The organism is Paracoccus sp. MC1862 (assembly GCF_016617715.1).
Lineage (GTDB): Bacteria > Pseudomonadota > Alphaproteobacteria > Rhodobacterales > Rhodobacteraceae > Paracoccus.
On record NZ_CP067225.1, the window covers coordinates 1827648 to 1851707 of the forward strand.

24 protein-coding genes and 1 tRNA gene are annotated in these 24060 nt (G+C 67.2%); 9 read left to right on the plus strand and 16 right to left on the minus strand.

All coding sequences use genetic code 11. The annotated features are described in order from the left end of the window. Window positions 1-44 precede the first annotated feature (44 nt). Together JGR78_RS09050 and JGR78_RS09055 are read right to left on the minus strand one after the other, a co-directional pair. Window positions 45-749, minus strand: coding sequence for a GntR family transcriptional regulator (locus tag JGR78_RS09050; protein WP_182802815.1), 705 nt, complete (start codon window positions 747-749; stop codon window positions 45-47). A 74-nt stretch (window positions 750-823) separates the two neighbouring features. Next, window positions 824-900, minus strand: a tRNA-His gene (locus JGR78_RS09055). A gap of 108 nt (window positions 901-1008) precedes the next feature. Between JGR78_RS09055 and JGR78_RS09060 the strand changes: the two genes are divergently transcribed. Then, a complete protein-coding gene (locus JGR78_RS09060; protein WP_182802817.1) occupies window positions 1009-1245 on the plus strand; it encodes a DUF6324 family protein in 237 nt (78 codons plus the stop codon). A 163-nt stretch (window positions 1246-1408) separates the two neighbouring features. Here the strand turns inward: JGR78_RS09060 and JGR78_RS09065 are convergent, their stop codons facing one another. The 7 genes from JGR78_RS09065 to JGR78_RS09095 form a co-directional block, all read right to left on the minus strand. Continuing rightward, entirely contained in the window at window positions 1409-1876 is a 468-nt protein-coding gene (locus JGR78_RS09065; RefSeq protein WP_182790538.1) for an MmcB family DNA repair protein, read from the minus strand. Between the two features lie 365 nt (window positions 1877-2241). After that, complete coding sequence (locus tag JGR78_RS09070) at window positions 2242-3156, minus strand: YdiY family protein (RefSeq protein WP_182790539.1); 915 nt, start codon at window positions 3154-3156, stop codon at window positions 2242-2244. A 368-nt stretch (window positions 3157-3524) separates the two neighbouring features. Beyond that, the gene (locus JGR78_RS09075) at window positions 3525-3836 is read right to left on the minus strand and encodes a hypothetical protein (RefSeq protein WP_182790540.1); all 312 of its coding nucleotides are present in this window, start codon (window positions 3834-3836) and stop codon (window positions 3525-3527) included. A gap of 68 nt (window positions 3837-3904) precedes the next feature. After that, window positions 3905-4384 (minus strand): transcription antitermination factor NusB, encoded by a 480-nt coding sequence (nusB, locus tag JGR78_RS09080; RefSeq protein ID WP_182802819.1) that lies wholly within the window; start codon window positions 4382-4384, stop codon window positions 3905-3907. Next, window positions 4381-4938: a 6,7-dimethyl-8-ribityllumazine synthase gene (locus tag JGR78_RS09085; RefSeq protein WP_182802821.1), complete on the minus strand. Its 558-nt coding sequence runs from the start codon at window positions 4936-4938 to the stop codon at window positions 4381-4383. The genes nusB and JGR78_RS09085 overlap by 4 nt, the downstream gene beginning before the upstream one ends. A gap of 6 nt (window positions 4939-4944) precedes the next feature. Beyond that, window positions 4945-6057, minus strand: a complete 1113-nt coding sequence (gene ribB, locus JGR78_RS09090) for a 3,4-dihydroxy-2-butanone-4-phosphate synthase (protein WP_182802824.1) — start codon at window positions 6055-6057, stop codon at window positions 4945-4947. 94 nt (window positions 6058-6151) lie between these two features. Then, entirely contained in the window at window positions 6152-6745 is a 594-nt protein-coding gene (locus JGR78_RS09095) for a riboflavin synthase (protein WP_182802826.1), read from the minus strand. A 183-nt stretch (window positions 6746-6928) separates the two neighbouring features. On the opposite strand from JGR78_RS09095, the gene JGR78_RS09100 reads away from it, so the two are divergent. The 3 genes from JGR78_RS09100 (at window position 6929) to JGR78_RS09110 (ending at window position 11527) form a co-directional block, all read left to right on the plus strand. Then, window positions 6929-8266 carry a capsule biosynthesis protein gene (locus tag JGR78_RS09100; RefSeq protein ID WP_234450698.1) on the plus strand — a complete coding sequence of 446 codons (1338 nt, stop codon included), beginning with the start codon at window positions 6929-6931 and terminating at the stop codon, window positions 8264-8266. 145 nt (window positions 8267-8411) lie between these two features. Then, complete coding sequence (locus JGR78_RS09105; protein ID WP_255434565.1) at window positions 8412-9524, plus strand: polysaccharide biosynthesis/export family protein; 1113 nt, start codon at window positions 8412-8414, stop codon at window positions 9522-9524. A 2-nt stretch (window positions 9525-9526) separates the two neighbouring features. Next, window positions 9527-11527 carry a capsular polysaccharide biosynthesis protein gene (locus tag JGR78_RS09110; RefSeq protein WP_182802830.1) on the plus strand — a complete coding sequence of 667 codons (2001 nt, stop codon included), beginning with the start codon at window positions 9527-9529 and terminating at the stop codon, window positions 11525-11527. A 217-nt stretch (window positions 11528-11744) separates the two neighbouring features. On the opposite strand, the gene ribD is transcribed toward JGR78_RS09110, so the two are convergent. From ribD to rmuC, 3 genes are all read right to left on the minus strand, one after another. Further along, window positions 11745-12728: a bifunctional diaminohydroxyphosphoribosylaminopyrimidine deaminase/5-amino-6-(5-phosphoribosylamino)uracil reductase RibD gene (gene ribD, locus JGR78_RS09115; RefSeq protein WP_182802971.1), complete on the minus strand. Its 984-nt coding sequence runs from the start codon at window positions 12726-12728 to the stop codon at window positions 11745-11747. 23 nt (window positions 12729-12751) lie between these two features. Continuing rightward, window positions 12752-13210: a transcriptional regulator NrdR gene (nrdR, locus tag JGR78_RS09120; protein ID WP_182790546.1), complete on the minus strand. Its 459-nt coding sequence runs from the start codon at window positions 13208-13210 to the stop codon at window positions 12752-12754. A gap of 110 nt (window positions 13211-13320) precedes the next feature. Beyond that, window positions 13321-14973, minus strand: coding sequence for a DNA recombination protein RmuC (gene rmuC, locus JGR78_RS09125; protein WP_234450699.1), 1653 nt, complete (start codon window positions 14971-14973; stop codon window positions 13321-13323). A 106-nt stretch (window positions 14974-15079) separates the two neighbouring features. On the opposite strand from rmuC, the gene JGR78_RS09130 reads away from it, so the two are divergent. After that, window positions 15080-15634 carry an NADPH-dependent FMN reductase gene (locus JGR78_RS09130; protein ID WP_182802832.1) on the plus strand — a complete coding sequence of 185 codons (555 nt, stop codon included), beginning with the start codon at window positions 15080-15082 and terminating at the stop codon, window positions 15632-15634. 3 nt (window positions 15635-15637) lie between these two features. Here JGR78_RS09130 and JGR78_RS09135 read toward each other — a convergent pair whose 3' ends face one another. The 4 genes from JGR78_RS09135 to JGR78_RS09150 form a co-directional block, all read right to left on the minus strand. Next, window positions 15638-16051, minus strand: coding sequence for a BLUF domain-containing protein (locus tag JGR78_RS09135; protein ID WP_182802835.1), 414 nt, complete (start codon window positions 16049-16051; stop codon window positions 15638-15640). A 115-nt stretch (window positions 16052-16166) separates the two neighbouring features. Then, entirely contained in the window at window positions 16167-18146 is a 1980-nt protein-coding gene (gene rpoD, locus JGR78_RS09140) for an RNA polymerase sigma factor RpoD (protein ID WP_182790549.1), read from the minus strand. 127 nt (window positions 18147-18273) lie between these two features. Beyond that, a complete protein-coding gene (gene dnaG, locus JGR78_RS09145; RefSeq protein WP_182802837.1) occupies window positions 18274-20187 on the minus strand; it encodes a DNA primase in 1914 nt (637 codons plus the stop codon). 7 nt (window positions 20188-20194) lie between these two features. After that, window positions 20195-20782, minus strand: coding sequence for a TetR/AcrR family transcriptional regulator (locus JGR78_RS09150; RefSeq protein WP_182790551.1), 588 nt, complete (start codon window positions 20780-20782; stop codon window positions 20195-20197). A gap of 283 nt (window positions 20783-21065) precedes the next feature. Here JGR78_RS09150 and JGR78_RS09155 point away from each other — a divergent pair, with 283 nt between their 5' ends. The 4 genes from JGR78_RS09155 to JGR78_RS09170 all read left to right on the plus strand — a co-directional run bounded on the left by JGR78_RS09155 (window position 21066) and on the right by JGR78_RS09170 (window position 23971). After that, window positions 21066-21545: a hypothetical protein gene (locus JGR78_RS09155; RefSeq protein ID WP_182790552.1), complete on the plus strand. Its 480-nt coding sequence runs from the start codon at window positions 21066-21068 to the stop codon at window positions 21543-21545. A gap of 21 nt (window positions 21546-21566) precedes the next feature. Next, window positions 21567-22730, plus strand: coding sequence for an alpha-hydroxy acid oxidase (locus JGR78_RS09160; protein WP_182790553.1), 1164 nt, complete (start codon window positions 21567-21569; stop codon window positions 22728-22730). A 145-nt stretch (window positions 22731-22875) separates the two neighbouring features. Next, window positions 22876-23223, plus strand: coding sequence for a hypothetical protein (locus tag JGR78_RS09165; protein ID WP_182790554.1), 348 nt, complete (start codon window positions 22876-22878; stop codon window positions 23221-23223). A 121-nt stretch (window positions 23224-23344) separates the two neighbouring features. After that, window positions 23345-23971, plus strand: a complete 627-nt coding sequence (locus JGR78_RS09170) for a 50S ribosomal protein L25/general stress protein Ctc (protein ID WP_182790555.1) — start codon at window positions 23345-23347, stop codon at window positions 23969-23971. Window positions 23972-24060: the final 89 nt, after the last annotated feature.

Below are 24060 nucleotides of genomic sequence, written 5' to 3' on the forward strand. Positions count from 1 at the left end.
CTTGACCGATTGTATATTCTGTGTCGACAGAAATCTGGCGGGTGTTACAACGCCACATCGTCCCGCCGGTCACGGGCGACGAAAGCCTGGATCTGCCGGACGATCTGGTCGGCATGAGCCCGCGCCAGCCGGTCGCACAAGTCCACGTCCCGCGCCTCGATGGCGGCGATCAGCGCCTCGTGCTCGTCGACATATTCCTGCGGCAGCCGGTCCTCGTAGGACTGATAGTAAAGCCGCAGCAGCCGCCGCCCCTCGTCCAGCACCCGCAGGAACAGGCCGAGATAATAGGGGTTGCCCCCGGCCTCGGCGATGGCGGCATGGAAGGCGCGGTTGGTCGCGATCATGCCCAGAGCATCCTGCGCGGCGACGGCGGCGGCAAAATCGGCCTGTGCGGCGCGGATCGGCTGCAGATCGGCAGGCTTGTGGTGCAGGGCGGCCAGCCGCGTGGTGACGCGATACATCAGCGTGATCGCGTCGAAGAAATGATGCAGGTTCAGAAAGTCGATGCTGGCGACGATGGTGGTGCGGTTCGGCAGCGCCTCGACCAGCCCCTCGCCCGCCAGCCGCACCAGCGCCTCGCGGATGGGGGTGCGCGACATGCCGAAGCGTTCGGCCAGCGCGACCTCGTCGATGGGACTGCCGGGCGGCAGGACCAGATCGAGGATCTCGTCGCGCAGCATGCCATGCACCAGCCGCACCCCCGAGCCGCGCTTGCGTTCGGACGGCGATTCGCTTTCGGGGTCGGACATCCGGCAGGCTCCACGCGGCAAGGGTCGATGCCGGTCGTTACCGGCTGGACCGGGATGCGTAAAGACTGAGGGGATGGTACCGCCTCCCCGGCTTGAACGGGGGACCTCTGGATCCACAATCCAGCGCTCTGACCAACTGAGCTAAGGCGGCACAGGCGCAGCAGATAAACCCTCGGCCTGGGCGATGCAAGCGTCTCTTGCCGCGCGGGCCCGCGGTCGGCTAGACCGTTCCCGACAGGTTCCGCAGGGGAAAGGTGCGATGAGCATCAACAAGGAAAGCGACGTCGCCGCCAATCTGCAGATCGGGCCGACCGACGTCGGCATGGTCCGCATCTATGTCGAGGGCGAAGGCATCGAACTGCCTCTCGATTTCGACCCCGACGAGGCCACCGAGATCGCCGAGGAACTGCTGGCCGCCGCCGAGGCCGCCCGCGAGATCGGCCAGGGGTCCAAGCCAAAGGGCAAGCCCCGTCCCAGGGGTCCGGCACGCCGGTAAGCCGCTTCTTCCCGGCCCGAATACCCTGAGGGCTTCCGAGCGCTTGGACAGGGTACAGATGAGAAAACGGCCCACAAGGCTGTTTTTCCGCCGGATGAGTCCAGCGGACTGTTTCCAGCAAGGAAGGCCAGGGCAGTGGCACGCGAGGGGGCGAAGCCCTCTGCTAACCTTCCGCAAAGGCCGCCGGATCGGTCGCCCGCACTAGGCGGCAGGCCGCGGTCCGCGCCACGTCCCGCAGCACGCGCGCCCGCCGCGCGGCTGCGAGTTTGATCAAAGGAGCCATGCGCCCAAGTTCGGCCCCGTAGGGATCTGCGATCATGAGGCCGCTGTCCTCGGGCAGAAGCTCGACCGGAAAGTCGCAGTCGGTTGCCCAGAAGAAGCGGTCGCACCATTCCAGGTAGCCCTGCCACTTGCGGTCGCCGGTGAAGTCGGCGCGGCAGCTCTTGCATTCGACGATCCAGATCTCGCCCGCGGGCGCGACCGAAATCACGTCCACCCGCAGCCCCGGTATGGGCACGAACTCGGTCAATGGGGCATGACCCATGCCGATCAGCATCCGCGCAACCCCGCGCGCGAGCCTTTGGCCCGGCTGGGAAGGCAGCAACTCGGCTGCAGACAAAGGGGCATCCATGTCCGCCACCATGAACGAAGCATAAACATCCCGCAAGCCCTGCGGCTTTGCCTTGCAGCGGGCGGCGGGGGTTCCTAGCTATGGTCCCGGCGGGTTTCTGCTCTTCCCGTGATCGGCCATTTTTCCCACTGGCCTATAACTTCTCCGAGGGGGCTGGCTCTGTCAGGGCCCTGGTCCTGTTACCCGGCACCCACCTGGATATCCAGGCTTTCGGGGGAACCTGCGCCGCCACGGTCGCTGCGGTTCCCGCCACCTGAAAAGGCCGCTCCCATATGGGAGCGGCCTTTTTGCTTTGGCCGAACCAGCAAAAGGAAAGGGCGGTCAAATGACCGCCCTTTCCCCATGAGACTTCCGACAGGGAACGATCAGAAGCCGTAAACGAGCGAGACGCCCACCGTGTTGTCGGTGCGGGTGTCGCGGGTAGAGACATACTCGGTCTTGTAGGACACGCGGGTCGAGAAGGCGTCCGTCATGCGGAAGTTCAGGCCCAGTTCGTTCGTGGCCGTGTCGTTGGCATCCGACGTCAGGTAGTCGGTGTCGTTGGTCAGGAAGAACTGGTCGTTGAACCGGTGGTAGAAGCGCGACGACACGATGTAGCCTTCGCTGGTGTCCGAGTTCGTGTTGCGGGTGCGGACGCCGCCCACGATGTCGGTTTCGACTTCCTTGGCGTAACGGATACCGATACCGGCCTGCACGCGCCAGGCGGTGGTGTCGTTGTTGATGATACGGTAGCCGGGGCCGACGCCGAAGAACGCGTCGCGGCGCAGGGTGCCGTTGCGGTCCAGGAAGTCGTCGTCGTCCAGATCATCCAGGTCCACGCCGTCAGTGGTCAGGCGGCCAATGGCAAAGGCATAGAACTGGTCGTTGAAGTAGTAGCTGCCGTCATAGATGACCGACACCTTCTCGGTTTCGGCGTCACCCTGGTTGTCCTCGGCATATTCCAGCAGGATACCGACCGACTGCTGGAACTGGCCCACGTTGTGCGAGATGCGACCGGCCAGGTTCAGGTCCTGATTCTCGCTGTTGCCGTCGCGGCCGGAATAGGTCAGTGCAACCGACCCGAAGGTCCCGGTGCGGCGGTCCGCCGGCCCAAAGCGGGCAGCGTCTTCCGAACGGTCAAAATCGTCCTGAACGTCGTCCTCGACGTCGTCCAGACGGTCCTCTATGGCCGAGGCGCCGGTGATGTTGCCTCCGGTCGCGAATTCGGACTGGGCGAATGCCGGGGCGCCCAGAAGCAGAGCCAGGGCCGATGCACTGGTGAACAGGGAAATCTTCTTCATACTGAACCTCTCGATCCTCTTGCGGCCACTTGGTTCGGGCCGCTCGGTGTGACAACGCAAATGTAGGAAGATCGTGCCCTGTCATTAAGAGAGTCGTCGAAGACAGGATTTATCACGGAAACGTGAAGGAACTTTCATCAAGCCTATGCAACTGCAGGGTATGGTGAGCGGGTTCAAAAGTCTGATTTCCCGATTTTCTTTCACTTACAAGTTGTTAAGATGTTCCCGGCAGCTTGGCGACGGACTCTGGATCGGCTCGGTTCCGGAACGAACCGCGGCCCGGACTTCGGTCCGGGCCGCGTATTTCTGTTGCAAAATCCCCACAATCTCAGTGCGAAGATGACTTTTATGCACTTGGCCGGATCGAGTCACGGTCGCCGCGAAGGGGCCGCGACGCGGACGACCGCAGGTCGTGAAGGCGTCACCGGTGCGCGACCGCCCCCGCGCGGAGGCTCTTGCAGCTCGGCCATCCGCATCACCGCGATGGCGAACTGCACGCCCGCGAAGACAAGGGTGTTGAAGATGACGAGCATTGCCAGCGCCAGCCACCCGCCCGTGGTTTCAAGCGTCAGGTGCCGCAAGTTCGCAACGTCCAGCCCGACCAGCGCCGCGGTGAAGGCGACGGCAAGCAGAAAGCCGAAAACAATGTTGCGGATGTATAGGCGGATGAGTTCGGGCATCGCGCGACCTCCCATGCGTGATCCCTGATATGTAGGGTCCCGCAAGCGGCCTGTCACCGCCTGAATTGCTAGAAAGCTTCGGGACGGGCGGCGCGGGCCATGTGGTCCAGGACGGCGTTGACGAAGCGGGCCTCTTTCCCGTCCGGGAAGAAGGCGTCGGCAACGGCGACATATTCCGAGATCACCACGCGGGGCGGGGTGTCCGCCGCCACCAGTTCGGCCCCGGCGGCGCGGAACACCGCGCGCAGCACCGGGTCGATGCGGTCGATGGGCCATTTGGCGACCAGCGCCCGGTCGGTCATCTGGTCGATGCGGGCCTGCCAGTTCACGACCCCACCCACGATCCGCTCGAACAGGTCCTCGTCGGCCTGGGGCGAGGTGCCCTCGTCATAGTCGACGCCGATGCGCCAGTTCGCGAACTCGCGCACCACGCGGTCGGCGGACTGGTCGGCAGCCTCCATCTGGAACAGCGCCTGCACGGCATAGACGCGGGCGGCGGCGCTGAGGGCACGGCGGTTCGGGCGCGGCTGCGCGGGCACCTCGCTCATCCCTGCCCCGATCCGTCCAGTTCGCCCGCAAGCCGGATCACGTCGCGTTCGCCTTCGCGGCCGAAGCCCACGGGACGCTTCGCCCCGGCCCAGCGGCGCTGCAGCGCGATCAGGTGCAGGGCGGCGGCGGCGGCACCGCCGCCCTTGTTCTGCCCCGAGGGGTCGGCGCGCACCGCCGCCTGCTCCATGTTTTCGACCGTCAGGATGCCGTTGCCGATGCACAGCCCCTGCAGCCCCAGCAGCGTCAGCCCGCGCGAGCTGTCGTTGCAGACAGTGTCGTAATGCGTCGTCTCGCCCCGGATCACGCAGCCCAGCGCCACATGGCCGTCATATTGCGCCAACTGCCCGGCCATGCCGATGGCGGTGGGGATTTCCAGCGCGCCCGGCACCTCGACCAGATCGACGGCGGCCCCCGCCCCTTCGGCCATGGCCTTCGCGCCCGCGATCAGGTCGTCGGCGATGGCGCGGTAATAGGGGGCGACCACGATCAGCAGCCGCACCGGCGCGTCAAAGCCCGGAACGGGCAGAGTGTAGTGTTCGGTCAGCGCGGCCATGCCGGGTCACTCCTGCGGGATGGGGCGGGTGGAATGGATGGAAAGCCCATAGCCGTCAAGGCCCACGACCTTCAGCGGCGCGGTGTTCGTCAGCAGCACAAGTTCATGGATGCCCAGCGCGGCGAGGATCTGCGCCCCCACCCCATACTGGCGCAGCGTGTGGGGCGAAGCCTCGCCCCCGCGCGGCAGGGTGGGCCACAGGTCGCGCAAAAGGACCACGACGCCCCGGCCTTCCTGCGCGATCAGGCGCATGGCGGCGGGCAGGTCGCTGCCGCGCCCGATCCCCAGCACGTCATGCATCGGGTCCAGCGAATGCATCCTGACCAGCACCGGCTCAGGCGTGGTCAGGTCGCCCTTGCTCAGCACGATATGCTCGCCCCCCTGCGCCTCGTCGGCGAAGACGCGCATCAGCCATTCGCCGCCGTGGGCCGAGGTGACGGGCCGTGCGTCGCGTTCCGCGATCAGGTTGTCGTGGCGGCGGCGATAGGCGATCAGGTCGCTGATGGTGCCGATCTTCAGCCCGTGCCTTTGCGCGAAGGCCACGAGGTCGGGCAGACGGGCCATGGACCCATCGTCCTTCATGATCTCGCAGATCACGCCCGAGGGGTTCAGCCCGGCCAGCCGGGCGATGTCCACCGCGGCCTCGGTATGGCCGGCGCGGACCAGCACGCCGCCGTCACGGGCGCGCAGCGGGAAGACATGGCCGGGCGTGGCGATGTCGGTGGCCCCCTTGGTCGGGTCGATGGCGACCGACACGGTGCGGGCGCGGTCATGGGCGGAAATGCCGGTCGTGACGCCTTCCCGCGCCTCGATCGACAGGGTGAAGGCGGTCTCGTGCCGGCTGGAATTCTTGGGGCTCATCAACGGCAGTCCCAGCGCGTCGATCCGCGCGGCGGGCAGCGCCAGGCAGATCAGCCCGCGGCCATGGGTCGCCATGAAGTTGATCGCGTCGGGCGTCGCCATCTGCGCGGGGATGACCAGGTCGCCCTCGTTCTCGCGGTCCTCGTGATCGACCAGCACGAACATCCGGCCGTTGCGGGCATCCTCGATGATCTCCTCGATCGGGGAGATGGCGTCCGACCAGTCGCGCTCGACCGGTCCCGGCTGTTCGTAGTGCATCTTGGCTTCCTGCAGCGCGTTTCGGCTGATGACTTAGCCGAACCCCCCGCCCGAGGAAAGGCGGAAGCACGGCTCCAGGAGCTTCGGGCAGCCCCTATCCCGCCTCGGCCAGCCGTGCGACGTATCGCGCCAGCGTGTCGATCTCGAGGTTGACCAGGTCGCCTTCGGCCACCTCGCCCCAGTTCGTCACCTCGCGAGTATGGGGGATCAGGTTCACGCCGAAGCGGTTGCCCTCGACCTCGTTCACCGTCAGCGAGGTCCCGTTCAGCGCGACCGAGCCCTTGGGCGCGATGAAGCGCGCAAGCCCCTCGGGCGCCTCGAAGCTCAGGCGCAGGCTGTCGCCCTCGGCCCGCGCGGCGGTAACGCGGGCCACGCCATCGACATGGCCGGACACGATATGCCCGCCCAGTTCGTCCCCCACCCGCAGCGCCCGTTCCAAGTTGATCCGCTGTCCAACCCGCCAGCCGCTTGCACCGATGTTGGTGCGGGCCAGCGTCTCGGCCGAGATGTCCACGTCGAACCAGTCCATGCCCTTGGCCACCACCGTCAGGCAGATGCCGTCGCAGGCGATGGATGCGCCCATGTCCACGCCGCTCATGTCGTAGTTGCAGGAAATCCGCGCGCGCATGTCGCCGCGCATCTCGACGGCCACGACCGTGCCGATGTCGGTGATGATTCCGGTGAACATCGCCTATCCTTGCGCCCCTGATCTGCAGATCGTCACGATGGCCGCCGTTCGGGGCGGGCGCAAGCCCCGCCGGGAACCTGACGTTCTGGGCAGGTTGACGCATGAACTCGGCAGGCGTTAACCCGGAGGTAGTTTTCCCGTGCCCAATGTTTGAACGTTCGCCGATATACCGCAGACATGTTCATGAACGCTTTCATCAAGGGCATTCCCGCCCCCCTTCCAAGGATGGCACATCTGCCCCCTGACAAACGGGTGTTCCTGCTGCTGCAGGGTCCGCATGGTCCGTTCTTTGACCGGCTGGCACGGCTTATGCGCGCGGCCGGCGCGACGGCCTGGCGCGTGGGCTTCAATGCGGGGGACGAATTCTTCTGGCGCGACCGTGCGCGGTTTGTCGCCCACAGCGCCGGTCCCGACGAATGGCCGGGCCACCTGGAACGGCTGATCACCGAAAAGAAGGTGACGGACATCGTCCTTTACGGCGACGTCCGCCCGATCCATGCCGCGGCGCGCGAGGCGGCGTCGCGACGCGGGCTGGTGCTGCATGTCTTCGAGGAAGGCTACCTGCGCCCCTACTGGATCACCTACGAACGGGGCGGATCGAACGGCTTCTCGGCGCTGATGGACATCGGGCTTGACCGGATGCGGGCCGCCCAGCGCGCCTTCGGGGCGGAGGTCAACCGCCCGCCCGCCCATTGGGGCGACATGCGTCAGCACAAGTTCTACGGCGCGCTTTACCACTTCATGGTGCTGGTGGCGAACGGGCGCTATCCGGGCTTCACCTCGCACCGCGACATCACGCTCTGGCGCGAGTTCCGGCTGAACCTGTCGCGCCTGCTGCTGTCGCCGCTTCACGCGGCCCGCCGCTGGCGCCAGGCGCGGGCGATCCGGGCCGGGGGCTTTCCCTATGTGCTGGTGCTGATGCAGCTTGAGCATGATTCAAGCTTCCGGGCCCATTCGCCCTATCACACCATGTCCGACTTCACCGCCGAGGTGCTGGAGGCCTTTGCCCGCGCCGCGCCGCGCCACCATCACATTGTCTTCAAGGCACATCCGCTGGAAGACGGACGCGCGCCCCTGCAGGCGGCGATCACCGCGCAGGCCCACGCGCTGGGCATCGCCGGCCGGGTGCATTTCGTGGGCGGCGGCAAGTTGGCCGGGCTGCTGTCGCAGGCGCGTTCCGCGGTGACGATCAACTCGACGGCGGCGCAGCAGGCATTGTGGCGGGGGCTGCCGGTCAAGGCGCTGGGCCGGTCGGTTTACGCCAAGCCGGGCCTCGTGTCGGACCAGAGCCTCGACGACTTCCTGCGCCGCCCCGCGCCGCCCGACCAGGCGCGCTACCGCGACTACCGCAACTACCTGCTGGACACTTGCCAGGTACCCGGCGGCTTCTACGCCGCCCGTTCCCGCGCCCATGCCCTGCGGCTGGTCGTGGACATGATGCTGGACCCCGACGACCCCTATGCCGCGCTGGAGGGCGGATATGCGCGCTACCGGCAACAGATGGACATTCTGGACCATTGACTTGCGCGTTCCAGTGGATACGCCGCCAGCCAGCCGGTAAGGAAAACGTGAGAAAAAACGAAACGGAGCGACCAAGAATCGCCCGATGGACAGGAGACTGGACTTGACCGACCTTCCCCTTACCCCTGCCTCTCAAGGCGGCGCAATGCGGGTTGCCCTCAGGATCGCGGCGCTCTCGTCGATGACTCTGCTGGCGGCCTGCGCCCTTCCGCGTTCGGGCCCGAACAAGAACGAGATCTACCGCGGCTCGGTTGACCGGGGTGGCAACGCCCATGTCATCTATGTCAACGACCATGTGGCCCGCGCCGCGTCCTTCACCCCGGCCTATGGCTTCGGCTCGGACTTCATCAACGCAGGCGCCGTCGGCGCCGACGAGATCCGGCCGGGCGACGTGCTGGGCCTGACGATCTGGGAAAACGTGGACGACGGGCTCTTGGCCTCGATGGGCCAGTCGAACACGCCCCTGCAGGAACTGCAGGTGGACAGCGGCGGCTACATCTTCGTGCCCTACGCGGGCCGCATCCGCGCCGCCGGCAACTCGCCCGACGAGCTGCGCCAGATCATCACCCGGCAGCTTGAAACCCAGACCCCTGACCCGCAGGTCACGGTGACCCGGGTGGCCGGCGACGGCGCGACGGTTTCGGTGATGGGCAAGGTCGGCGGCCAGGGCGTCTTCCCGATCGAGCGGCCGACCCGCACCCTGTCCGCCATGCTGGCGCGGGCGGGCGGCGTCACCGTCGATCCCGACATCGCGGTGGTGACCGTCAAGCGCGGCAACAACACCGGCCGCGTCTGGTTGCGCGACCTATACGCCAACCCGCGCAACGACGTGGCGCTGCGCCCCGGCGACGTGATCCTGGTGGAAGAAGACCAGCGCAGTTTCACCGCGCTGGGCGCGTTGGGCGGGCAGACCAAGGTGCCGCTGGGGTCAGAAGAGATCAACGCCATCGAGGCGATCGCCATGGTGGGCGGCCTCAGTTCGAACCTCGCCGATCCGACCGGCGTCTTCGTGCTGCGCAACGAGCCGCAGTCGGTGGCCCAGAAAGTGCTGGGCAGGAACGTCGCGGGCGACCAGCGGATGGCCTATGTGCTGGACCTGACACGTCCCAACGGGCTGTTCCTGGCGCGGGACTTCCTGCTGCGCGACGGCGACACGGTCTATGTGACCGAGGCGCCCTACGTCCAGTGGCAGAAGACCCTCGGCGCGATCACCGGCAGCGCGAACAGTGCGAATGCGCTGAACAACATCGCGAACTGAGGATGACCGGAAAGCCGTCCGGCCCGATCGGCCTGCGGCGGCTTTTCGTCCTGAACGGCGGGTTCTTCGCGCGTCCCCGCCTCAGGCGCATCCTCAACCTGGCCGGCTGGCGACTTGCCGTCGGCTGGCCGGGACCCGAAGACAGCATCGGCGTCTGGGGCGCCAGCCCCACCGCCTGGCGCGGGCGCGCACTGGCCGCCCGGACGGGTGCCGCCGTGGTGACGGTCGAGGACGCGTTCCTGCGATCAGTCCTGCCCGGACGCCACCGCAGCCCGGTCGGCCGGCGCGGCCCCATCGGCCTGCTGATCGACCCGACCGGCCTGCATTTCGACCCCTCTGCCCCGTCGTTGATCGAAACTCTGGCCTCATCGCCCGAGGCGGCGGCGCTTTCGGCGAAGGCCCGGGCGGCACTTGCCCGGCTGCGCGCGGCGGATCTGTCGAAATACAACGCGCATCTGCCGGACGCGGCGGCGCCGGAACCCGGCTTCGTGCTGGTCATCGACCAGACACAAGGGGACGCCTCTCTGATGGGGGCGGGACGCGCGACCTTCCTGCGGATGCTCGAGGCCGCGCGGGACGAGAACCCCGGCGCCCGCATTGTCCTGCGGGCCCACCCGGAAACCGCCGCGGGGCTGCGCCGGGGCCATCTGGGCCGCGCCGACCTGCGGGCGGGCGAGATCCTCTGCGACGGCCCCGTGTCTCCGTGGCGGCTGGTGGGCGATGCGGCCGGCGTTTACGCCGTCAGCTCTCAACTTGGGTATGAGGCGATGCTGGCGGGCCACCGTCCCCGGCTGTTCGGCCAGCCCTTCTATGCCGGCTGGGGTCTCAGCGGGGACGAGGCGCCGGTGCCGCGCAGGCAGGGTCGGACCAGCCTGCCCGCGCTGTTCGCCGCGACCCATCTGCTGGCGCCAGTGTGGCATGACCCCTGCCGCGACCGGCTGACCGACCTGGAAGGCGCGATCCGCCAGATCGAGGCGGAAACAAAGGCATGGCGGCAGGACCATCAGGGGCATCTTGCCTATGGCATCCGCCTGTGGAAGCGCCGCACCATCGCGGCCAGCTTCGGGAACGGCCATGGCGTGCGCTTCACACGCCACCCCTCGCCCGCGGTCACGCTCGCCTGGGCCAACCGCGCCGCCGAGGTGCCGCGGGCACTGCGGGTCGAGGACGGCTTTCTGCGCTCGCGCGGGTTGGGCGCCGAACTGGTTCCGCCCTTGTCGCTGGTCGCCGATGCCCGCGGGATCTATTACGATCCCACAGGGGAAAGCGACCTTGAGCGGCTTCTGGCCGCGCCCCTGCCACCCGGCGGACGCGAACGGGCGCAGGCCCTGATCGCGCGCCTGCGGGATGGAGCGCTGACAAAATACAACCTTGGCGGCGAGCTGCCGCTGATCCCGCGCGACGGCCGCCGGGTGATCCTGGTGCCGGGGCAGGTCGAGGACGATGCCTCGATCCGCTTGGGCGCGGGGGCTGAACGGACCAATCTTGCCCTGCTTGCCCGCACCCGGACCGAGAACCCCGGCGCGCTGATTGTCTGGAAACCGCACCCGGATGTCGAAGCAGGCTTGCGACCCGGCTCAGTTCCTGCGGACAGGCTGAAGGGTCTGGTCGATGTCATCGCCGCCGCCGCCCCTGCAGCCGCGCTGATCGACGCGGTTGACGAAATCTGGACGATCACCTCGACACTGGGATTCGAGGCGCTGATCCGCGGCCGCGCTGTCACTACCCTGGGGGCGCCCTTCTACGCCGGCTGGGGATTGACGCGCGACCTTGGCCCCGTTCCGGGGCGCAGGCAGGTCCGCATCGACCTTGAAACGCTGGTCCATGCGGCATTGATCGCCTATCCCCGCTATCGCGATCCGGTCTCAGGCCTGCCCTGCCCGGTCGAAGTTGCGGCCGACCGGCTTTCGGATCCGAGGCTCGCGCCCGTTGGTCCCGGTTTGCGCTGGCTCGCCAAGCTGCAGGGAGGGCTGAGCGGACACAGTTGGCTGTGGCGGCGCTGATCCGGCTGGTGCCCGATCTCTGGTCTGGACCTCAGGCTATGCCACCTGCTTACCTGATCCGGCATATCGGCAACATCCCCCGGATGAATCCTGCATGTATTTTCCAAATGCGGTGCAGGGTTCCGAGCCCTTTGGGACAAAAGAACCGGACGGTCCCGCCAAGGGCGTCGCAGATGCCTCTGGTGCAGGCATCGGCTGATCCGGCAGAAAAGCCGCCTCACGCCTCTGCGGACACCCAGCGATGGAAGACATCCCCCCCGAGCGTCTGCGTCTCGGCCAAGCGAAAGCGCGGCGCATCGGCCAGTGCCGAAAGGCCGAATGGCTCTACGGCGGCCCGGCCATCGCCGCCGAGGAGAACGCCGGCGGTATAGCCGACAAGCTCATCAACCAGGCCTTCGGCCAGCAGCGCCGCCGCGAGACGGCCGCCGCCTTCGCAGAAGACCCGCGTCAGCCCCCGGCGCCCGAGTTCCGCCAGCGCCTTGGCGGGTGGCCCCGGCACGACCCACAATGGTCCGTGGCCCGCGCCCTCGGACGGCAGGCGGGGAATGGCGCCGTTCGCCAGCACCACCCGCACCGGCTGCCGCACCGGACCAAAGCCGCGCACGTTCAGCGCCGGGTGGTCGGCACGCGCCGTGCCGGCCCCCACCATCACCGCGTCATGCGTCAGCCGCAGCAGGTGGACATGGCGGCGCGCGGCCTCGCCGGTGATCCAGCGGCTTTCTCCGCTGGCCGTGGCAATCCGCCCGTCGAAGCTGGTCGCAAGCTTCAGTGTCACCATCGGGCGGCCACGGGTCACACGGGAAAGGAAGCCGCGCTGCAGGATGCGAGCCTGTTCGCCTCGGACATTTTCCACCACCTCGACCCCGGCCGCCCGCAGCATCGCATGGCCTCGCCCGGCAACCCGGGGATCGGGATCAGTCAGGGCGGTCACGACGCGAGCCACATCTGCCTGAACCAGTCCCTCGGCGCAGGGCGGGGTGCGGCCGTGATGGGCACAGGGTTCTAGGGTGACATAGGCTGTCGCACCCTTTGCGGCAGGACCCGCCACGTCCAAAGCCATCCGTTCGGCATGGGGACGACCGCCGGGCTGAGTCCAGCCGCGCCCCACCACGCGGCCATCTGAGACCATCACGCAACCCACCGCAGGATTCGGCCAGACGTTTCCCAGTCCGCGCCGGGCAAGCCGCAGCGCGTGATCCATATGGCGCAGGTCGGACGGAACGGTCACTCTTCGGCCGGACGCAGTTCCGACACAAAGCGGTCGAAATCATCCGCAGCCTGGAAGTTCTTGTAGACGCTCGCAAATCGCACATAGCCCACGGTGTCGATGCGGGCCAGGGTTTCCATCACGATCTCGCCGATGGCCTTTGACGGGATGTCGGTCTCGCCCATGCTTTCCAGTCGGCGGACAATGCCCGAGATCATCTGGTCGATCCGCTCGGCCTCGATCGGGCGCTTCTGCATAGCGATGCGGATCGAACGCGCGAGCTTGTCGCGGTCGAAGTCCTCGCGCCGGCCCGAGGACTTGATGACCACGAGATCGCGCAACTGTACCCGTTCGTAGGTGGTGAAGCGGCCGCCGCAGGCCGGGCAGAAGCGGCGGCGGCGGATGGCGACATTATCCTCGGCCGGGCGGGAATCCTTGACCTGCGTATCGGCGTTTCCGCAGAACGGACAGCGCATCAAATCATCCCCGGTGCAGCCATGATCGTGAAAGACGATAAGGCCTTTCGCAGAACTTGGATAGATGAAGCATCAACCCCCAAGATATATGCTGCCAAAGGCCTTGCCCGCTACTCGCCCGCTTCCAGCAGCCGCACCTCTGCCGACGCATCGGCGTCGTGATCCAAGGCGATGCGCTTCTGCGCCCGCGCGCCCAGCAGGCGCAGCTTTTCCACCTGCCCGACAACGTTGCCCGAGCCGCGGGTCAGCCGGTCCATCGCTTGGTTATGCGCGCGGCTGGCGCCGTCTAGGCACTTGCCCACATCTTCCATCGCATCCACGAACAGCGCGAACTTGTCATAGAGCTTGCCGGCGCGGTCGGCGATCTCCATCGCGTTGCTTTCGCGCCGCTCGACCGTCCAGATGTGATCCACCGTCCGCAGCATCGGCATCAGCGTCGTCGGCGTGGCCAGCACGATGCGGCGGTTCAGGGCGTAAAGGCCGAGTTCCGCATCCACCCGCAACGCTTCCGAGAACGCGCCCTCGATGGGAATGAACATCAGCACATAGTCGACCGAGGCATTGTCGATCTGCTGATAGCCCTTTTCGGACAGGGTGGTGACATGGGTGCGGATCGCGGTGACATGGCGCTTGAGCGCGGCATCGCGTTCCTCGGGCATCTCGGCATTCACGGCGCGTTCATAGTCGTTCAGCGAAACCTTGCTGTCGATCACCAGCACCTTCTTGCGGGGCAGGCGCACGATCACGTCAGGCCGCCACAGCTTGCCATCCTCGGCCCGCCAGCTTTCCTGGGTGTCGTAATGGGTCCCCCGTTCCAGCCCCGAGCCTTCCAGCACGCGTTCCAGGATCATCTCGCCCCAAGCACCCTGCCGCTGCTTTTCGCCCTTGAGCGCGCGGGTCAGCGCCACAGCGTCCCGACCGATCTCCTCGGACCGGCGGTGCAGGCCGTCGATCTGTTCGCGCAGCATCGCGCGTTCCTCGTCCACGATCTTGTTGCGGGCCTGAAGCTCGGTCTGGAAGCCCTGCACCTGCTCGCGGAAGGGCGTCAGCATCGCAGCCAGCCGTTCGCTGTGGGTCTTTTCCAGATCGGCCCCCTGCCGGCGCAGGGATTCATCCGCCATCAGGCGGAACTGACCCGTCATCTCGTCGCGCAACTCGCGCAGCAAGGTCAGGTCGCGCTCGGCCGCCTCGCGGTCCTTGGCGGCGGCAAGCCGGATTTCCGCAAGCTCACGCTCCTGCGCGGCCAGTGTCACGCGGGCCTCGTCGAGATCGCAGCGCAGGGCTCCACGTTCGCCTTCCAGCTCGGCGATCCGCGTCCTGTCGGCTTCATGCCGAGTGGCAGCCTTGCCGAGCTCGCGTTCAAGCGTTGCGACACGATCATGCGCGCCCTGCACCGCATCCCGCAGCCCGTCCCGTTCGTCGCCGATCTCGGCCAGCCGGAGGGCATTGCCCTCCTCGCGCTCGCGCAACTGCGCGAGATCCCGGGCCAGCGATTCGGCCTGCCCACGCATCCGCTCCAGCGCGTCGCGCAGATCGTCCCGCTCGGTTCCCAGTTCGGTCAGGCGATGCACCTGCCCCTCAAGGCGGGCCGTGGCCTCTGCCGCCCGCAGCCCTGCCGCTTGCGCCTCGGCCCGCGCCTCGCGCAGCGCGGCCTCGGCCCCCGCCATGGCAGCAGAGCGGCGCGACAGCAGCACAGCCAGAACGATCCCGGCCAGAGCCAGCAGGATCGCAAGCAACCGTAGAAGCTGCGGATCGTTCCACATCGGCATTCTCCTTGTCCCTGTCTGCGGTGTTGCCAATCTGTTCGAAAACATCAACAACCATCCACGCTTGTGCTTAACAGGCGATGAACAATTCACGGAGGTTCCCATGACCCGCACCGTCGCCGTCCTTGTCGGATCGCTGCGCGCGAATTCGATCAACCAGACCGTCGCCGAGGCGCTGGCGAAGGTTGCGGAAGGCAAGCTGACCTTCGACTTCGTCGAGATCGGCGACCTGCCGCTTTACAACGACGACTTGTGGCAGGACGGCCGCGGGCCTGAACCGGTCGAGCGGATGCGGGCGCAGGTCGCGGCCGCCGACGGGGTGCTGCTGGTGACCCCCGAATACAACCGCACCGCGCCCGGCGTGCTGGTGAACGCGCTGGACTGGGGCAGCCGGCCTTGGGGCAAGTCAGTCTGGATCAGCAAGCCCGCAGGCTGCTGCGGGGCGGCGGGCGGCGCGATCGGGACGGCGGCGGCGCAACTGGCGCTGAAGGCGCAGATGGTGACCCTGGGCATGGTGGTCATGGGCCATCCCGAATTCTACCTGAAGTTCGAGGCGGGCAAGTTCGCCAAGGATGGCTCGGTCGAGGACGAAAGCCTGCGCGGTTTCCTGAAAACCTATGCCGACGCGCTGGCCGCCCATATCGAGCGGCTCTGCTGAGCGTCAGGGCGCGAGCGCCTCGCGCTCGCGCAAAAAGGCCAGCATCCCGGCGGCGTATTCCCGCGGCTCGCGGACCACGACGGGATGATCGGCCATCCACCTGAGGACCGAGGCATCGCTGCGGGTGGAATAGCCCATCCGCCAGCGCGAGAATTGCCGCTCGGGCTGGGTGCCATGCGCCATGCAGGTGATGTTGGAATGGCGGGGATCACGTTCGATCCGCCCCATGATTTCCGCCAGGTTGTCGGGTTCCCCTTCCAGCCATTGGAAGAAGAACCCGTCTTCATGATGCAGAAAGCCCGTCAGGTCGAATCGTTCGTTGGACCGCCGCGCCGTGTTCATCAAGGTACGGACGGCATCGCTGTTGGGCCTCAGGCCGGTGTCGCTGCGGTAGAGAATAAAGGAGAGTGCCGACATGCGATCCTCCTGCTCCCCGGAGGTAACGTTCCGGTTGTTCCAGACCATGGAGCTTTTGACAGGTTGACGTCACCTGAAAAACTGCTCCGTCAACAAAGTTTAACAGGACAACGCGTCACTGGTCGAGGAACGAGCGCAACTTCCGGCTGCGGCTGGGATGCTTCAGCTTGCGCAGGGCCTTGGCCTCGATCTGGCGGATCCGCTCGCGGGTGACGCTGAACTGCTGGCCCACCTCTTCCAGCGTGTGGTCGGTGTTCATGCCGATGCCGAAGCGCATCCGCAGAACCCGCTCCTCGCGCGGTGTCAGGCTGGCGAGAACCCGCGTCGTCGTTTCCTTCAGGTTCTCCTGAATGGCCGAATCGAGCGGCAGGACAGCGTTCTTGTCCTCGATGAAATCGCCAAGCTGCGAATCCTCCTCGTCCCCGATGGGGGTTTCGAGGGAAATCGGCTCCTTGGCGATCTTCATCACCTTGCGGACCTTTTCCAGCGGCATCTGCAGCTTTTCGGCCAGTTCCTCGGGCGTCGGTTCCCGGCCGATCTCATGCAGCATCTGGCGACCCGTACGAACCAGCTTGTTGATCGTCTCGATCATGTGGACCGGGATGCGGATGGTCCGCGCCTGGTCCGCGATCGACCGCGTGATGGCCTGCCTGATCCACCAGGTCGCGTAAGTGCTGAACTTGTAGCCGCGGCGGTATTCGAACTTGTCCACCGCCTTCATCAGGCCGATGTTGCCTTCCTGAATGAGATCAAGGAACTGCAGCCCGCGGTTGGTGTATTTCTTGGCAATGGAAATCACGAGGCGCAGGTTCGCCTCGACCATCTCCTTCTTGGCCTGGCGGGCTTCCTTTTCACCGCGCTGGACCTGGTTCACGATCCGGCGGAATTCCTCGATGTCCACGCCGACGTGCTGGCCGACCATCGCCATCTCGCCGCGCAGCGTGGTCACCTGATCGCGCGAGCGTTCAAGCAGCGCCTGCCAGCCGCGGCCCTTGTTCTGGCCCATCCGATCCACCCAGGTGGGGTCGAGTTCGCAGCCGCGATAGGCGTCGATGAACTCGCGCCGGTTGATGCGGGCGGCGTCGGCCAGCTTCACCATGCCCGAATCGATGGTCACGATGCGGCGGTTGATGCCGTAGATCTGGTCGACCAGCGCCTCGATGCGGTTGTTGTGCAGGTGCAGTTCGTTCACCAAGCCGACGATGCGGGTGCGAAGGCGCTGATAGGCGGCCTCGTCGGTCGACGAGAAGCTGCCGTCCTCGTTCAGCGTGGCCGACATCCGGTCGTCCTGCATCTGCGCGAGGCCTTCATAGCCGCGGGCGATGGATTCCAGCGTTTCCAGCACGCGGGGCTTCAGGCTGGCCTCCATCGCGGCCAGCGACAGGTTCTGGCCGTCGTCCTCGTCCTCCTCGTCGGCGTCGGGGCGGATCGGGTTGCCGTCGGCGTCCAGTTCCTCGCCCCAGGACTTTGTGCGCTCGGCGGGTTGCGCCTCGCCCAGCGGCAGGTTGACGGGAAGCTCTTCCTCCTCGTCCTCGGCCATCGAGCGGCCGAAGGTGGTTTCCAGGTCGATCACGTCGCGCAGCAGGATGTCCTCGTTGAGCAACTCCTGCCGCCACATGGTGATGGCCTTGAAGGTCAGCGGGCTTTCGCACAGCCCCGCGATCATGGTGTTGCGCCCGGCCTCGATGCGCTTGGCGATGGCAATCTCGCCCTCGCGCGACAGCAGTTCGACGGAACCCATCTCGCGCAGGTACATCCGCACCGGGTCGTCGGTGCGGTCCAGCTTTTCGGTTTCCGGTGCCGCGACCGTGACCTCACGGCTGGTCGAGGCGGGCACGACGGCGCCGCCGGCCTCCGGCTCCTCGGCTTCGTCGTTCTCAATGACGTTGATGCCCATCTCGGACAGCATGGACATGACGTCCTCGATCTGCTCCGAGGACACCTGTTCGGGCGGAAGGACCGCGTTCAACTGGTCATAGGTGATGTAGCCGCGCTCGCGCGCCTCGGCGATCATGCGCTTGACCGCGGCCTGGCTCATGTCCAGCGAATGTTCGTCTTCCTTGGCGTCCGGCTTGTCATCGTCATCCTTGGCCATGGCGCGGTTCCTTTTTGACTGATTCGCTGATCTGGCGAATCGGGTGCCGGGATTCCGGCTGTTTTAATCGAAAGACGCCGCCCGTCAAAGCAGGCGGCGCGTGATTCGGTCCAGCGATTCGCTACGTTCAGCTGCGCTTTCGCCCATTTTCCTCTCGGACGCTGTTGAGCCGGGCGATCAGCGCCTCGCGATCCTCACCAAGATCATTGTTGCCGCTGATCTGCGGCTGATCGGCCTCGCGAAGCGCGCGCGCCGACTGGGTCACACGCCAGGTCAGGCCCTCATCGGCAAGACCCTCGATCTCGCGCTCGGCGCGAAGATTTTCTTCGCGCCTGGCGCGTCGAGCCTCCAGCCGGTCAAGGTCATTCAACAAAAGACGTTCAGCATCTTCAATGGCCCCGGTCGGACGGATGATGGCCGGGGCCGAGCGGACATGGGGATCGGCCATGATCGCGTCAAGGGCGGTCCGTCCCTGCAGGCTGGACGCGCCTGCCAGCAGGTCATGGACCAGCGCCGCCCGGCCGGGGTCTGTCGGGTCCAGCCGTTCCAGCCGCGATTCGACGCGGGCGATCAGGCTGGGATGGGTGGCCAGAAGGGCAAGGATCATCGCCTCGATCAGCGCCTCGCCGGGATCGGCCGCGACCAGCGACGAGGCGCGGGTCTGCGGCACCGGAGGCTGCGGCGGGTCGCGGCGGCCCTCGCGGCGGGTGAAGCGACCGCGTTCCGCGCGGGGCGGGGCGAACAGCGCCCAGCGCTTGCGTTTCAGTTCCTGCGTGTAGTGGTCGCGGGTCCCAGGGTCGGGGATATGGGCGACCGCATCGGTCAAGGCCTTGTCCAGCGCGGCGCGGCGTTCAGGGCTGTCGAAGACCCGGCCCTCGGTTTCACGCCGCCAGAGCAGATCGACCAGCGGCTGCGCCTGGTCCAGGACCGCACGGATCGCCCCCGCCCCGCCCGCGCGGATCAGGTCGTCGGGGTCCTGCCCCGCCGGCAGCAGCGCGAATCGCAGCGCCTGCCCCGGACCCGCCAGCGGCAGCGCCATGTCAATCAGCCGCATCGCCGCGCGCAGGCCCGCCACGTCACCATCCAGCGCGATCACCGGCTCGGGCGAGACGCGCCACATCAGACGCAACTGGTCCTCGGTGATCGCCGTGCCCAGCGGCGCAACTGCCCCCTCGACACCTGCGCGGACCAGCGCGATCACGTCCATGTAGCCCTCGGCCACCACCAGCGGCTGGCCTTTCGCCACCGCCGCCCGCGCCGGCCCGAGGTTGTAAAGGTTGCGCCCCTTGTCGAACAGCGCGGTTTCCGGGCCGTTGAGGTATTTCGCCCGCGCGTTCGGGTCCATCGCCCGCCCGCCGAAGGAGATGCAGCGGCCCCGCGCGTCACGGATCGGGAAGATGATGCGGCCCCGGAAGCGGTCGTAAGCCGCGCCGCCGTCGCGCCCCGCGCGCCCTGCATCGGCGTCAGGCCTGGCCGCCAGTCCCGCCTCGATCACCAGACCCTCGGGCACGCCCGCCTCGGTCAGGTGCCGCAGCAGCCCCTGCCGCAGGTCCGGGGCGAAGCCGATCTCGAAGCGGTCGAGCGCAGCCGCTTCCAGCCCCCGCCGCCCTAAATAGTCACGCGCGGCCCCGCCCGCCCCGCTCTGCAGTTGCAGGCGGAACCAGCGGATGGCACGGTCCATCACCTCGACAAGCTGGGTGCGGCGGTCGGTCTGCGCCTGCTCTCGGGGAGAGCGTTCGGGCATGGGCAGCCCGGCTTCGGAGGCCATGACGGCCACGGCCTCGATGAAGCCAAGCCCTTCGGCCTCGCGCAGGAAACTCAGGGCGTCGCCCTTCGCGTGGCAGCCGAAGCAGTAATAGAAGCCCTTCTGGTCATCGACATGGAACGAGGCCGTCTTTTCGCCGTGGAAGGGACAGGGCGCCCACCAGTCCCCCTTGGCCTGGTTCGAGCGCTTCAGGTCCCATGTCACCTTGCGCCCCACGATCCGGCTGATCGGGACGCGGTTGCGAAGCTCGTCAAGGAAGCCGGGAGGGAGACTCATGGGTTGATCATCCCGCGCCCACCGCCCCTCGGACAAGGCCCCAGTAGTGGTCGGCGACAGCGCGGCGGTCGAGCCGCCCGCCCTCGCGGAACCAGTTGGTGACGCCGGTCAGCATGGCAATCAGGGCCATGGTGGTCAGGCGGGGGTCGGTGACGCGCATCACGCCCGCCGCGGCGCCGTCGCGCAGAATAGCGGTCAGCGCGTTCTCGTAGCGGCCACGCAGATCGGCGATGGCAGCGCGGTTCTCGGACGAGAGGTTCCTCAGCTCCATGTAGCTGAGGAAGACCGAATCGGCATGGTCGAGCGAATAGGCGATGTGGAAGCGGACGAAGGCCTCCAGCCGGACCAGCGACGGGCCGTCCGGCTCGTCGTCCCAGGCGGCCAGCAGGTTCTCCATATGCTCGGTGAGAAGGTTCGCCAGAAGCGCCTGCTTGTCCGGGGTATAGGCGTAAAGCGCGCCTGCCTGTACGCCAACGGCCGCGGCGATCTGGCGCATCGAGACGGCGGCATAGCCGTGCCGCGCGAACAGCCGCAGGGCTGCGTCGCGGACAAGCGGGCCGGTGATCTCGGCGCGGGAACCTGTGGTGCGGGCCATGACAGGGCGTGTAGGCCGAAGCGCGGCAGGGGGGAAGGTGGCGCGGCAGCACGTGCCGAAGCAGGCCCTCGACGACCCTGCAGGATGCGCGGGCCCAGGCAGCATCTGGCGGACCATATGGCCTCTTTCGCTGAAAACGATCCATCCGACTGCCAACCCGATGCCCGGAGGGCCGGCTGAGTTGGACCATAAAAAAAGCCGTATGACCCCGAACCCAGCCCCGGACGCTTCCCGTGCCCGCTTGCCGTGACCGGGCCGCCTTTCTATCGTGCGGCCGATGTCCATGCGCGCCGCACTCTCACGCCTCTTCGCACTTGCCGCGCTGCTGGCGCTGGCGGCCTGCGGCGGCTCGGACGAAAGCTACCCGCGCCTTCTGCCGCTGTCGGACCTGACCGCGCCGCCTGCCATTCCCGCCCATGCGGCCGATGCGGCCGCCCATCCCGAAGCAGTGGGCGAGGCGCTGCGGGCCCGCCGCGCCAGGGCCGCGGCAAGGGCGGGGGGGGCGCAGGGGCCGGTCACGGATGCCGCAGGCCTTCAGGCCCGCGCGGCGGCGCTGCGCGACCGGGCCGGGCAGCTTGCCGCAGCCGAGCCCCAGGGCGGCGCCAGCCTCACCATTGCGCCCGCAGGTTCGGACCCCCCCGAGGCCACTGACCCAGAAACCGCCGCCCGCGCTGAGGCCCTGCGCGAACGCGCGCGCCGGATGCTCGATGGCGAGCCCGCCCCTTCCTGCCCTCCCGGCGCGGCCACCTGCCCGCAGCCCTGAACGGCCATCCCAGAGGACACCATGCCCGTCATCACCTGCATCGACGACCTCAAGCGCCTGCACAAGGCGCACACGCCGCGGATGTTCTACGACTACGCGGAATCGGGCAGCTACACCGAACAGACCTTCCGCGAGAACACCACCGACTTCCAGAAGATCCGCCTGCGCCAGAAGGTGGCCGTGGACATGTCGGGCCGCAGCCTCGCATCCGACATGGTCGGCCTGCCTGTGACCATGCCCGTCGGCCTTGCGCCCGTCGGCCTGACGGGGATGCAGCGCGCGGATGGCGAGATCAAGGCGGCCTGCGCGGCCGAGGATTTCGGCGTGCCCTTCTGCCTTTCCACCATGTCCATCTGTTCCATCGAGGACGTGGCGGCGCATACGACCAAACCCTTCATGTTCCAGCTTTACGTGATGAAGGATCAGGAGTTTCTGGAAAACATCATCGCCCGCGCCAGGGCCGCGAACTGTTCCGCGCTGGTGCTGACACTGGACCTGCAGATCCTCGGGCAGCGGCACAAGGACCTGAAGAATGGTCTTTCGGCGCCGCCGAAACTGACGGCTTCATCCATCGCGGACCTTGCGACCCGCTGGCGCTGGGGGATCGAGATGCTGCGGACGAAGCGGCGGCATTTCGGCAATATCGTCGGTCATGCCAAGGGCGTGACCGACACCGCCAACCTCGCAAGCTGGACCGCCGAGCAGTTCGACCCGCAGCTCGACTGGACCAAGATCGCCCGCATCCGCGACCTCTGGGGCGGCAAGCTGATCCTGAAAGGCATCCTCGACGCCGAGGACGCCCGCATCGCCGCCGATTTCGGGGCGGATGCCATCGTGGTGTCGAACCACGGCGGCCGGCAACTGGACGGCGCGCTCAGTTCGATCCGCATGCTGCCCGAGATCGTAGCGGCGGTCGGCGACCGGGTGGAAATCCACATGGATTCCGGCATCCGCTCGGGCCAGGACGTGCTGAAGGCGCTGGCACTGGGCGCCCATGCCACCTGGATCGGGCGGGCCTGGGTCCACGGGCTGGGCGCGCTGGGGCAGCCGGGCGTGACCGCCGCGCTTGAGGTTATCCGCAAGGAACTGGACATCACCATGGCGCTTTGCGGCGGGCGCGACATCCGCAACGTCGGGCGCCACAACCTGCTCGTCCCCGCCGAGTGGAGCCGCGATTACGTCTGAACGACATTCCGCATGACGCAGGGCGGCAAAGCGCGTATCCTGCGCCCGGCCGACAAATCCTCGCGCCCGCGCAGGAGCAGGCGGAGCGCCGTGGCTGCTCGGCCCTGATTTGGATGCGGATGCGGATGCTCCCGGAGTGTCGATCATGAAGATTCTTGCAGGCTGCATGGCGGCGGGTCTTGCCCTGCTGTCGCTCGGCGCAGCTCAGGCCCAGGGCGTCGTCACCGGCGCGAATGGCATGACGCTTTACACCTTCGACAAGGACAGCGGGGGCACCTCTGCCTGCTACGACCAGTGCGCCGCGAATTGGCCGCCGTTCCTTGGACAGGCGGGCGCCCAGATGGGCGCGGGCTGGACGCTGGTCGAGCGCACCGACGGCACCATGCAATGGGCGCACAACGGCAGGCCCGTCTATTACTATGTGGGCGACAGCCAGCCGGGCGACGTCACCGGCGACGGCAAGGGCGGGGTCTGGCATGTGCTGAACCAGTGATCCGGCCTGCCGCCGGACCGGCGATCTTCCCGCTTCCAATCAGGCCACTTCGCCTGTATAGGGCCGGCTTCCGGTCAGGCACCCTTGGAGGCTGGCCGGCGTCAACCTGAAAGGAACGAACATGGCCAAAGAGATCCCGGATCTGGTGGCCGAGGCACGCGCGGGGACAGGCAAGGGGGCCGCCCGCCAAGCTCGCCGCAACGGCAAGGTGCCCGGCATCGTTTACGGCGACGGCAAGGAGCCGGCGCCCATCCAGATGGACTTCAACCCCCTGCTGACGAAACTGCGCGCCGGCCGCTTCATGTCCACGCTGTGGAACCTGAAGGTCGAGGGCCAGGACGACACCCGCGTCATCTGCCGCGGCGTCCAGCGCGACGTGGTCAAGGACCTGCCGACGCATATCGACTTCATGCGCGTGCATCGCAACACCCGCGTGAACCTGTTCGTCAACGTGGAGTTCATCAACCACGAGGACAGCCCCGGTCTCAAGCGCGGCGGCACGCTGGTCGTGGTGCGCCCCGAGGTCGAGCTGGTCGTGACCGCCGCGGACATCCCGGACCAGATCACCGTGGATCTGGCGGGCAAGAAGATCGGCGACGTGATCCATATCGAGGACGTCACCCTGCCTTCGGGCGTGAAGCCCACCATCGACCGCAACTTCGTCATCGCCAACATCACCGCGCCTTCAGGCCTGCGTTCGGATGATGCGGAAGAAGGCGAAGCCGAGGACGCCCCCGCCGAGGCCTGATCGCGCCTTGGACGGATGAACTCGAAGGGCGGTGCCACGGCGCCGCCCTTTCACTTTTCCAGCGCTCGGCTGACGTTCCGATCGAACAT

Bases quoted from the DNA above. Each gene is read 5' to 3' on its own strand.
- JGR78_RS09050 (WP_182802815.1), bottom strand. From the start codon at position 749: ATGTCCGACCCCGAAAGCGAATCGCCGTCCGAACGCAAGCGCGGCTCG.
- JGR78_RS09060 (WP_182802817.1), top strand. From the start codon at position 1,009: ATGAGCATCAACAAGGAAAGCGACGTCGCCGCCAATCTGCAGATCGGG.
- JGR78_RS09065 (WP_182790538.1), bottom strand. From the start codon at position 1,876: ATGGATGCCCCTTTGTCTGCAGCCGAGTTGCTGCCTTCCCAGCCGGGC.
- JGR78_RS09070 (WP_182790539.1), bottom strand. From the start codon at position 3,156: ATGAAGAAGATTTCCCTGTTCACCAGTGCATCGGCCCTGGCTCTGCTT.
- JGR78_RS09075 (WP_182790540.1), bottom strand. From the start codon at position 3,836: ATGCCCGAACTCATCCGCCTATACATCCGCAACATTGTTTTCGGCTTT.
- nusB (WP_182802819.1), bottom strand. From the start codon at position 4,384: ATGAGCGAGGTGCCCGCGCAGCCGCGCCCGAACCGCCGTGCCCTCAGC.
- JGR78_RS09085 (WP_182802821.1), bottom strand. From the start codon at position 4,938: ATGGCCGCGCTGACCGAACACTACACTCTGCCCGTTCCGGGCTTTGAC.
- ribB (WP_182802824.1), bottom strand. From the start codon at position 6,057: ATGCACTACGAACAGCCGGGACCGGTCGAGCGCGACTGGTCGGACGCC.
- JGR78_RS09095 (WP_182802826.1), bottom strand. From the start codon at position 6,745: ATGTTCACCGGAATCATCACCGACATCGGCACGGTCGTGGCCGTCGAG.
- JGR78_RS09100 (WP_234450698.1), top strand. From the start codon at position 6,929: ATGAACGCTTTCATCAAGGGCATTCCCGCCCCCCTTCCAAGGATGGCA.
- JGR78_RS09105 (WP_255434565.1), top strand. From the start codon at position 8,412: ATGCGGGTTGCCCTCAGGATCGCGGCGCTCTCGTCGATGACTCTGCTG.
- JGR78_RS09110 (WP_182802830.1), top strand. From the start codon at position 9,527: ATGACCGGAAAGCCGTCCGGCCCGATCGGCCTGCGGCGGCTTTTCGTC.
- ribD (WP_182802971.1), bottom strand. From the start codon at position 12,728: ATGGATCACGCGCTGCGGCTTGCCCGGCGCGGACTGGGAAACGTCTGG.
- nrdR (WP_182790546.1), bottom strand. From the start codon at position 13,210: ATGCGCTGTCCGTTCTGCGGAAACGCCGATACGCAGGTCAAGGATTCC.
- rmuC (WP_234450699.1), bottom strand. From the start codon at position 14,973: ATGTGGAACGATCCGCAGCTTCTACGGTTGCTTGCGATCCTGCTGGCT.
- JGR78_RS09130 (WP_182802832.1), top strand. From the start codon at position 15,080: ATGACCCGCACCGTCGCCGTCCTTGTCGGATCGCTGCGCGCGAATTCG.
- JGR78_RS09135 (WP_182802835.1), bottom strand. From the start codon at position 16,051: ATGTCGGCACTCTCCTTTATTCTCTACCGCAGCGACACCGGCCTGAGG.
- rpoD (WP_182790549.1), bottom strand. From the start codon at position 18,146: ATGGCCAAGGATGACGATGACAAGCCGGACGCCAAGGAAGACGAACAT.
- dnaG (WP_182802837.1), bottom strand. From the start codon at position 20,187: ATGAGTCTCCCTCCCGGCTTCCTTGACGAGCTTCGCAACCGCGTCCCG.
- JGR78_RS09150 (WP_182790551.1), bottom strand. From the start codon at position 20,782: ATGGCCCGCACCACAGGTTCCCGCGCCGAGATCACCGGCCCGCTTGTC.
- JGR78_RS09155 (WP_182790552.1), top strand. From the start codon at position 21,066: ATGCGCGCCGCACTCTCACGCCTCTTCGCACTTGCCGCGCTGCTGGCG.
- JGR78_RS09160 (WP_182790553.1), top strand. From the start codon at position 21,567: ATGCCCGTCATCACCTGCATCGACGACCTCAAGCGCCTGCACAAGGCG.
- JGR78_RS09165 (WP_182790554.1), top strand. From the start codon at position 22,876: ATGAAGATTCTTGCAGGCTGCATGGCGGCGGGTCTTGCCCTGCTGTCG.
- JGR78_RS09170 (WP_182790555.1), top strand. From the start codon at position 23,345: ATGGCCAAAGAGATCCCGGATCTGGTGGCCGAGGCACGCGCGGGGACA.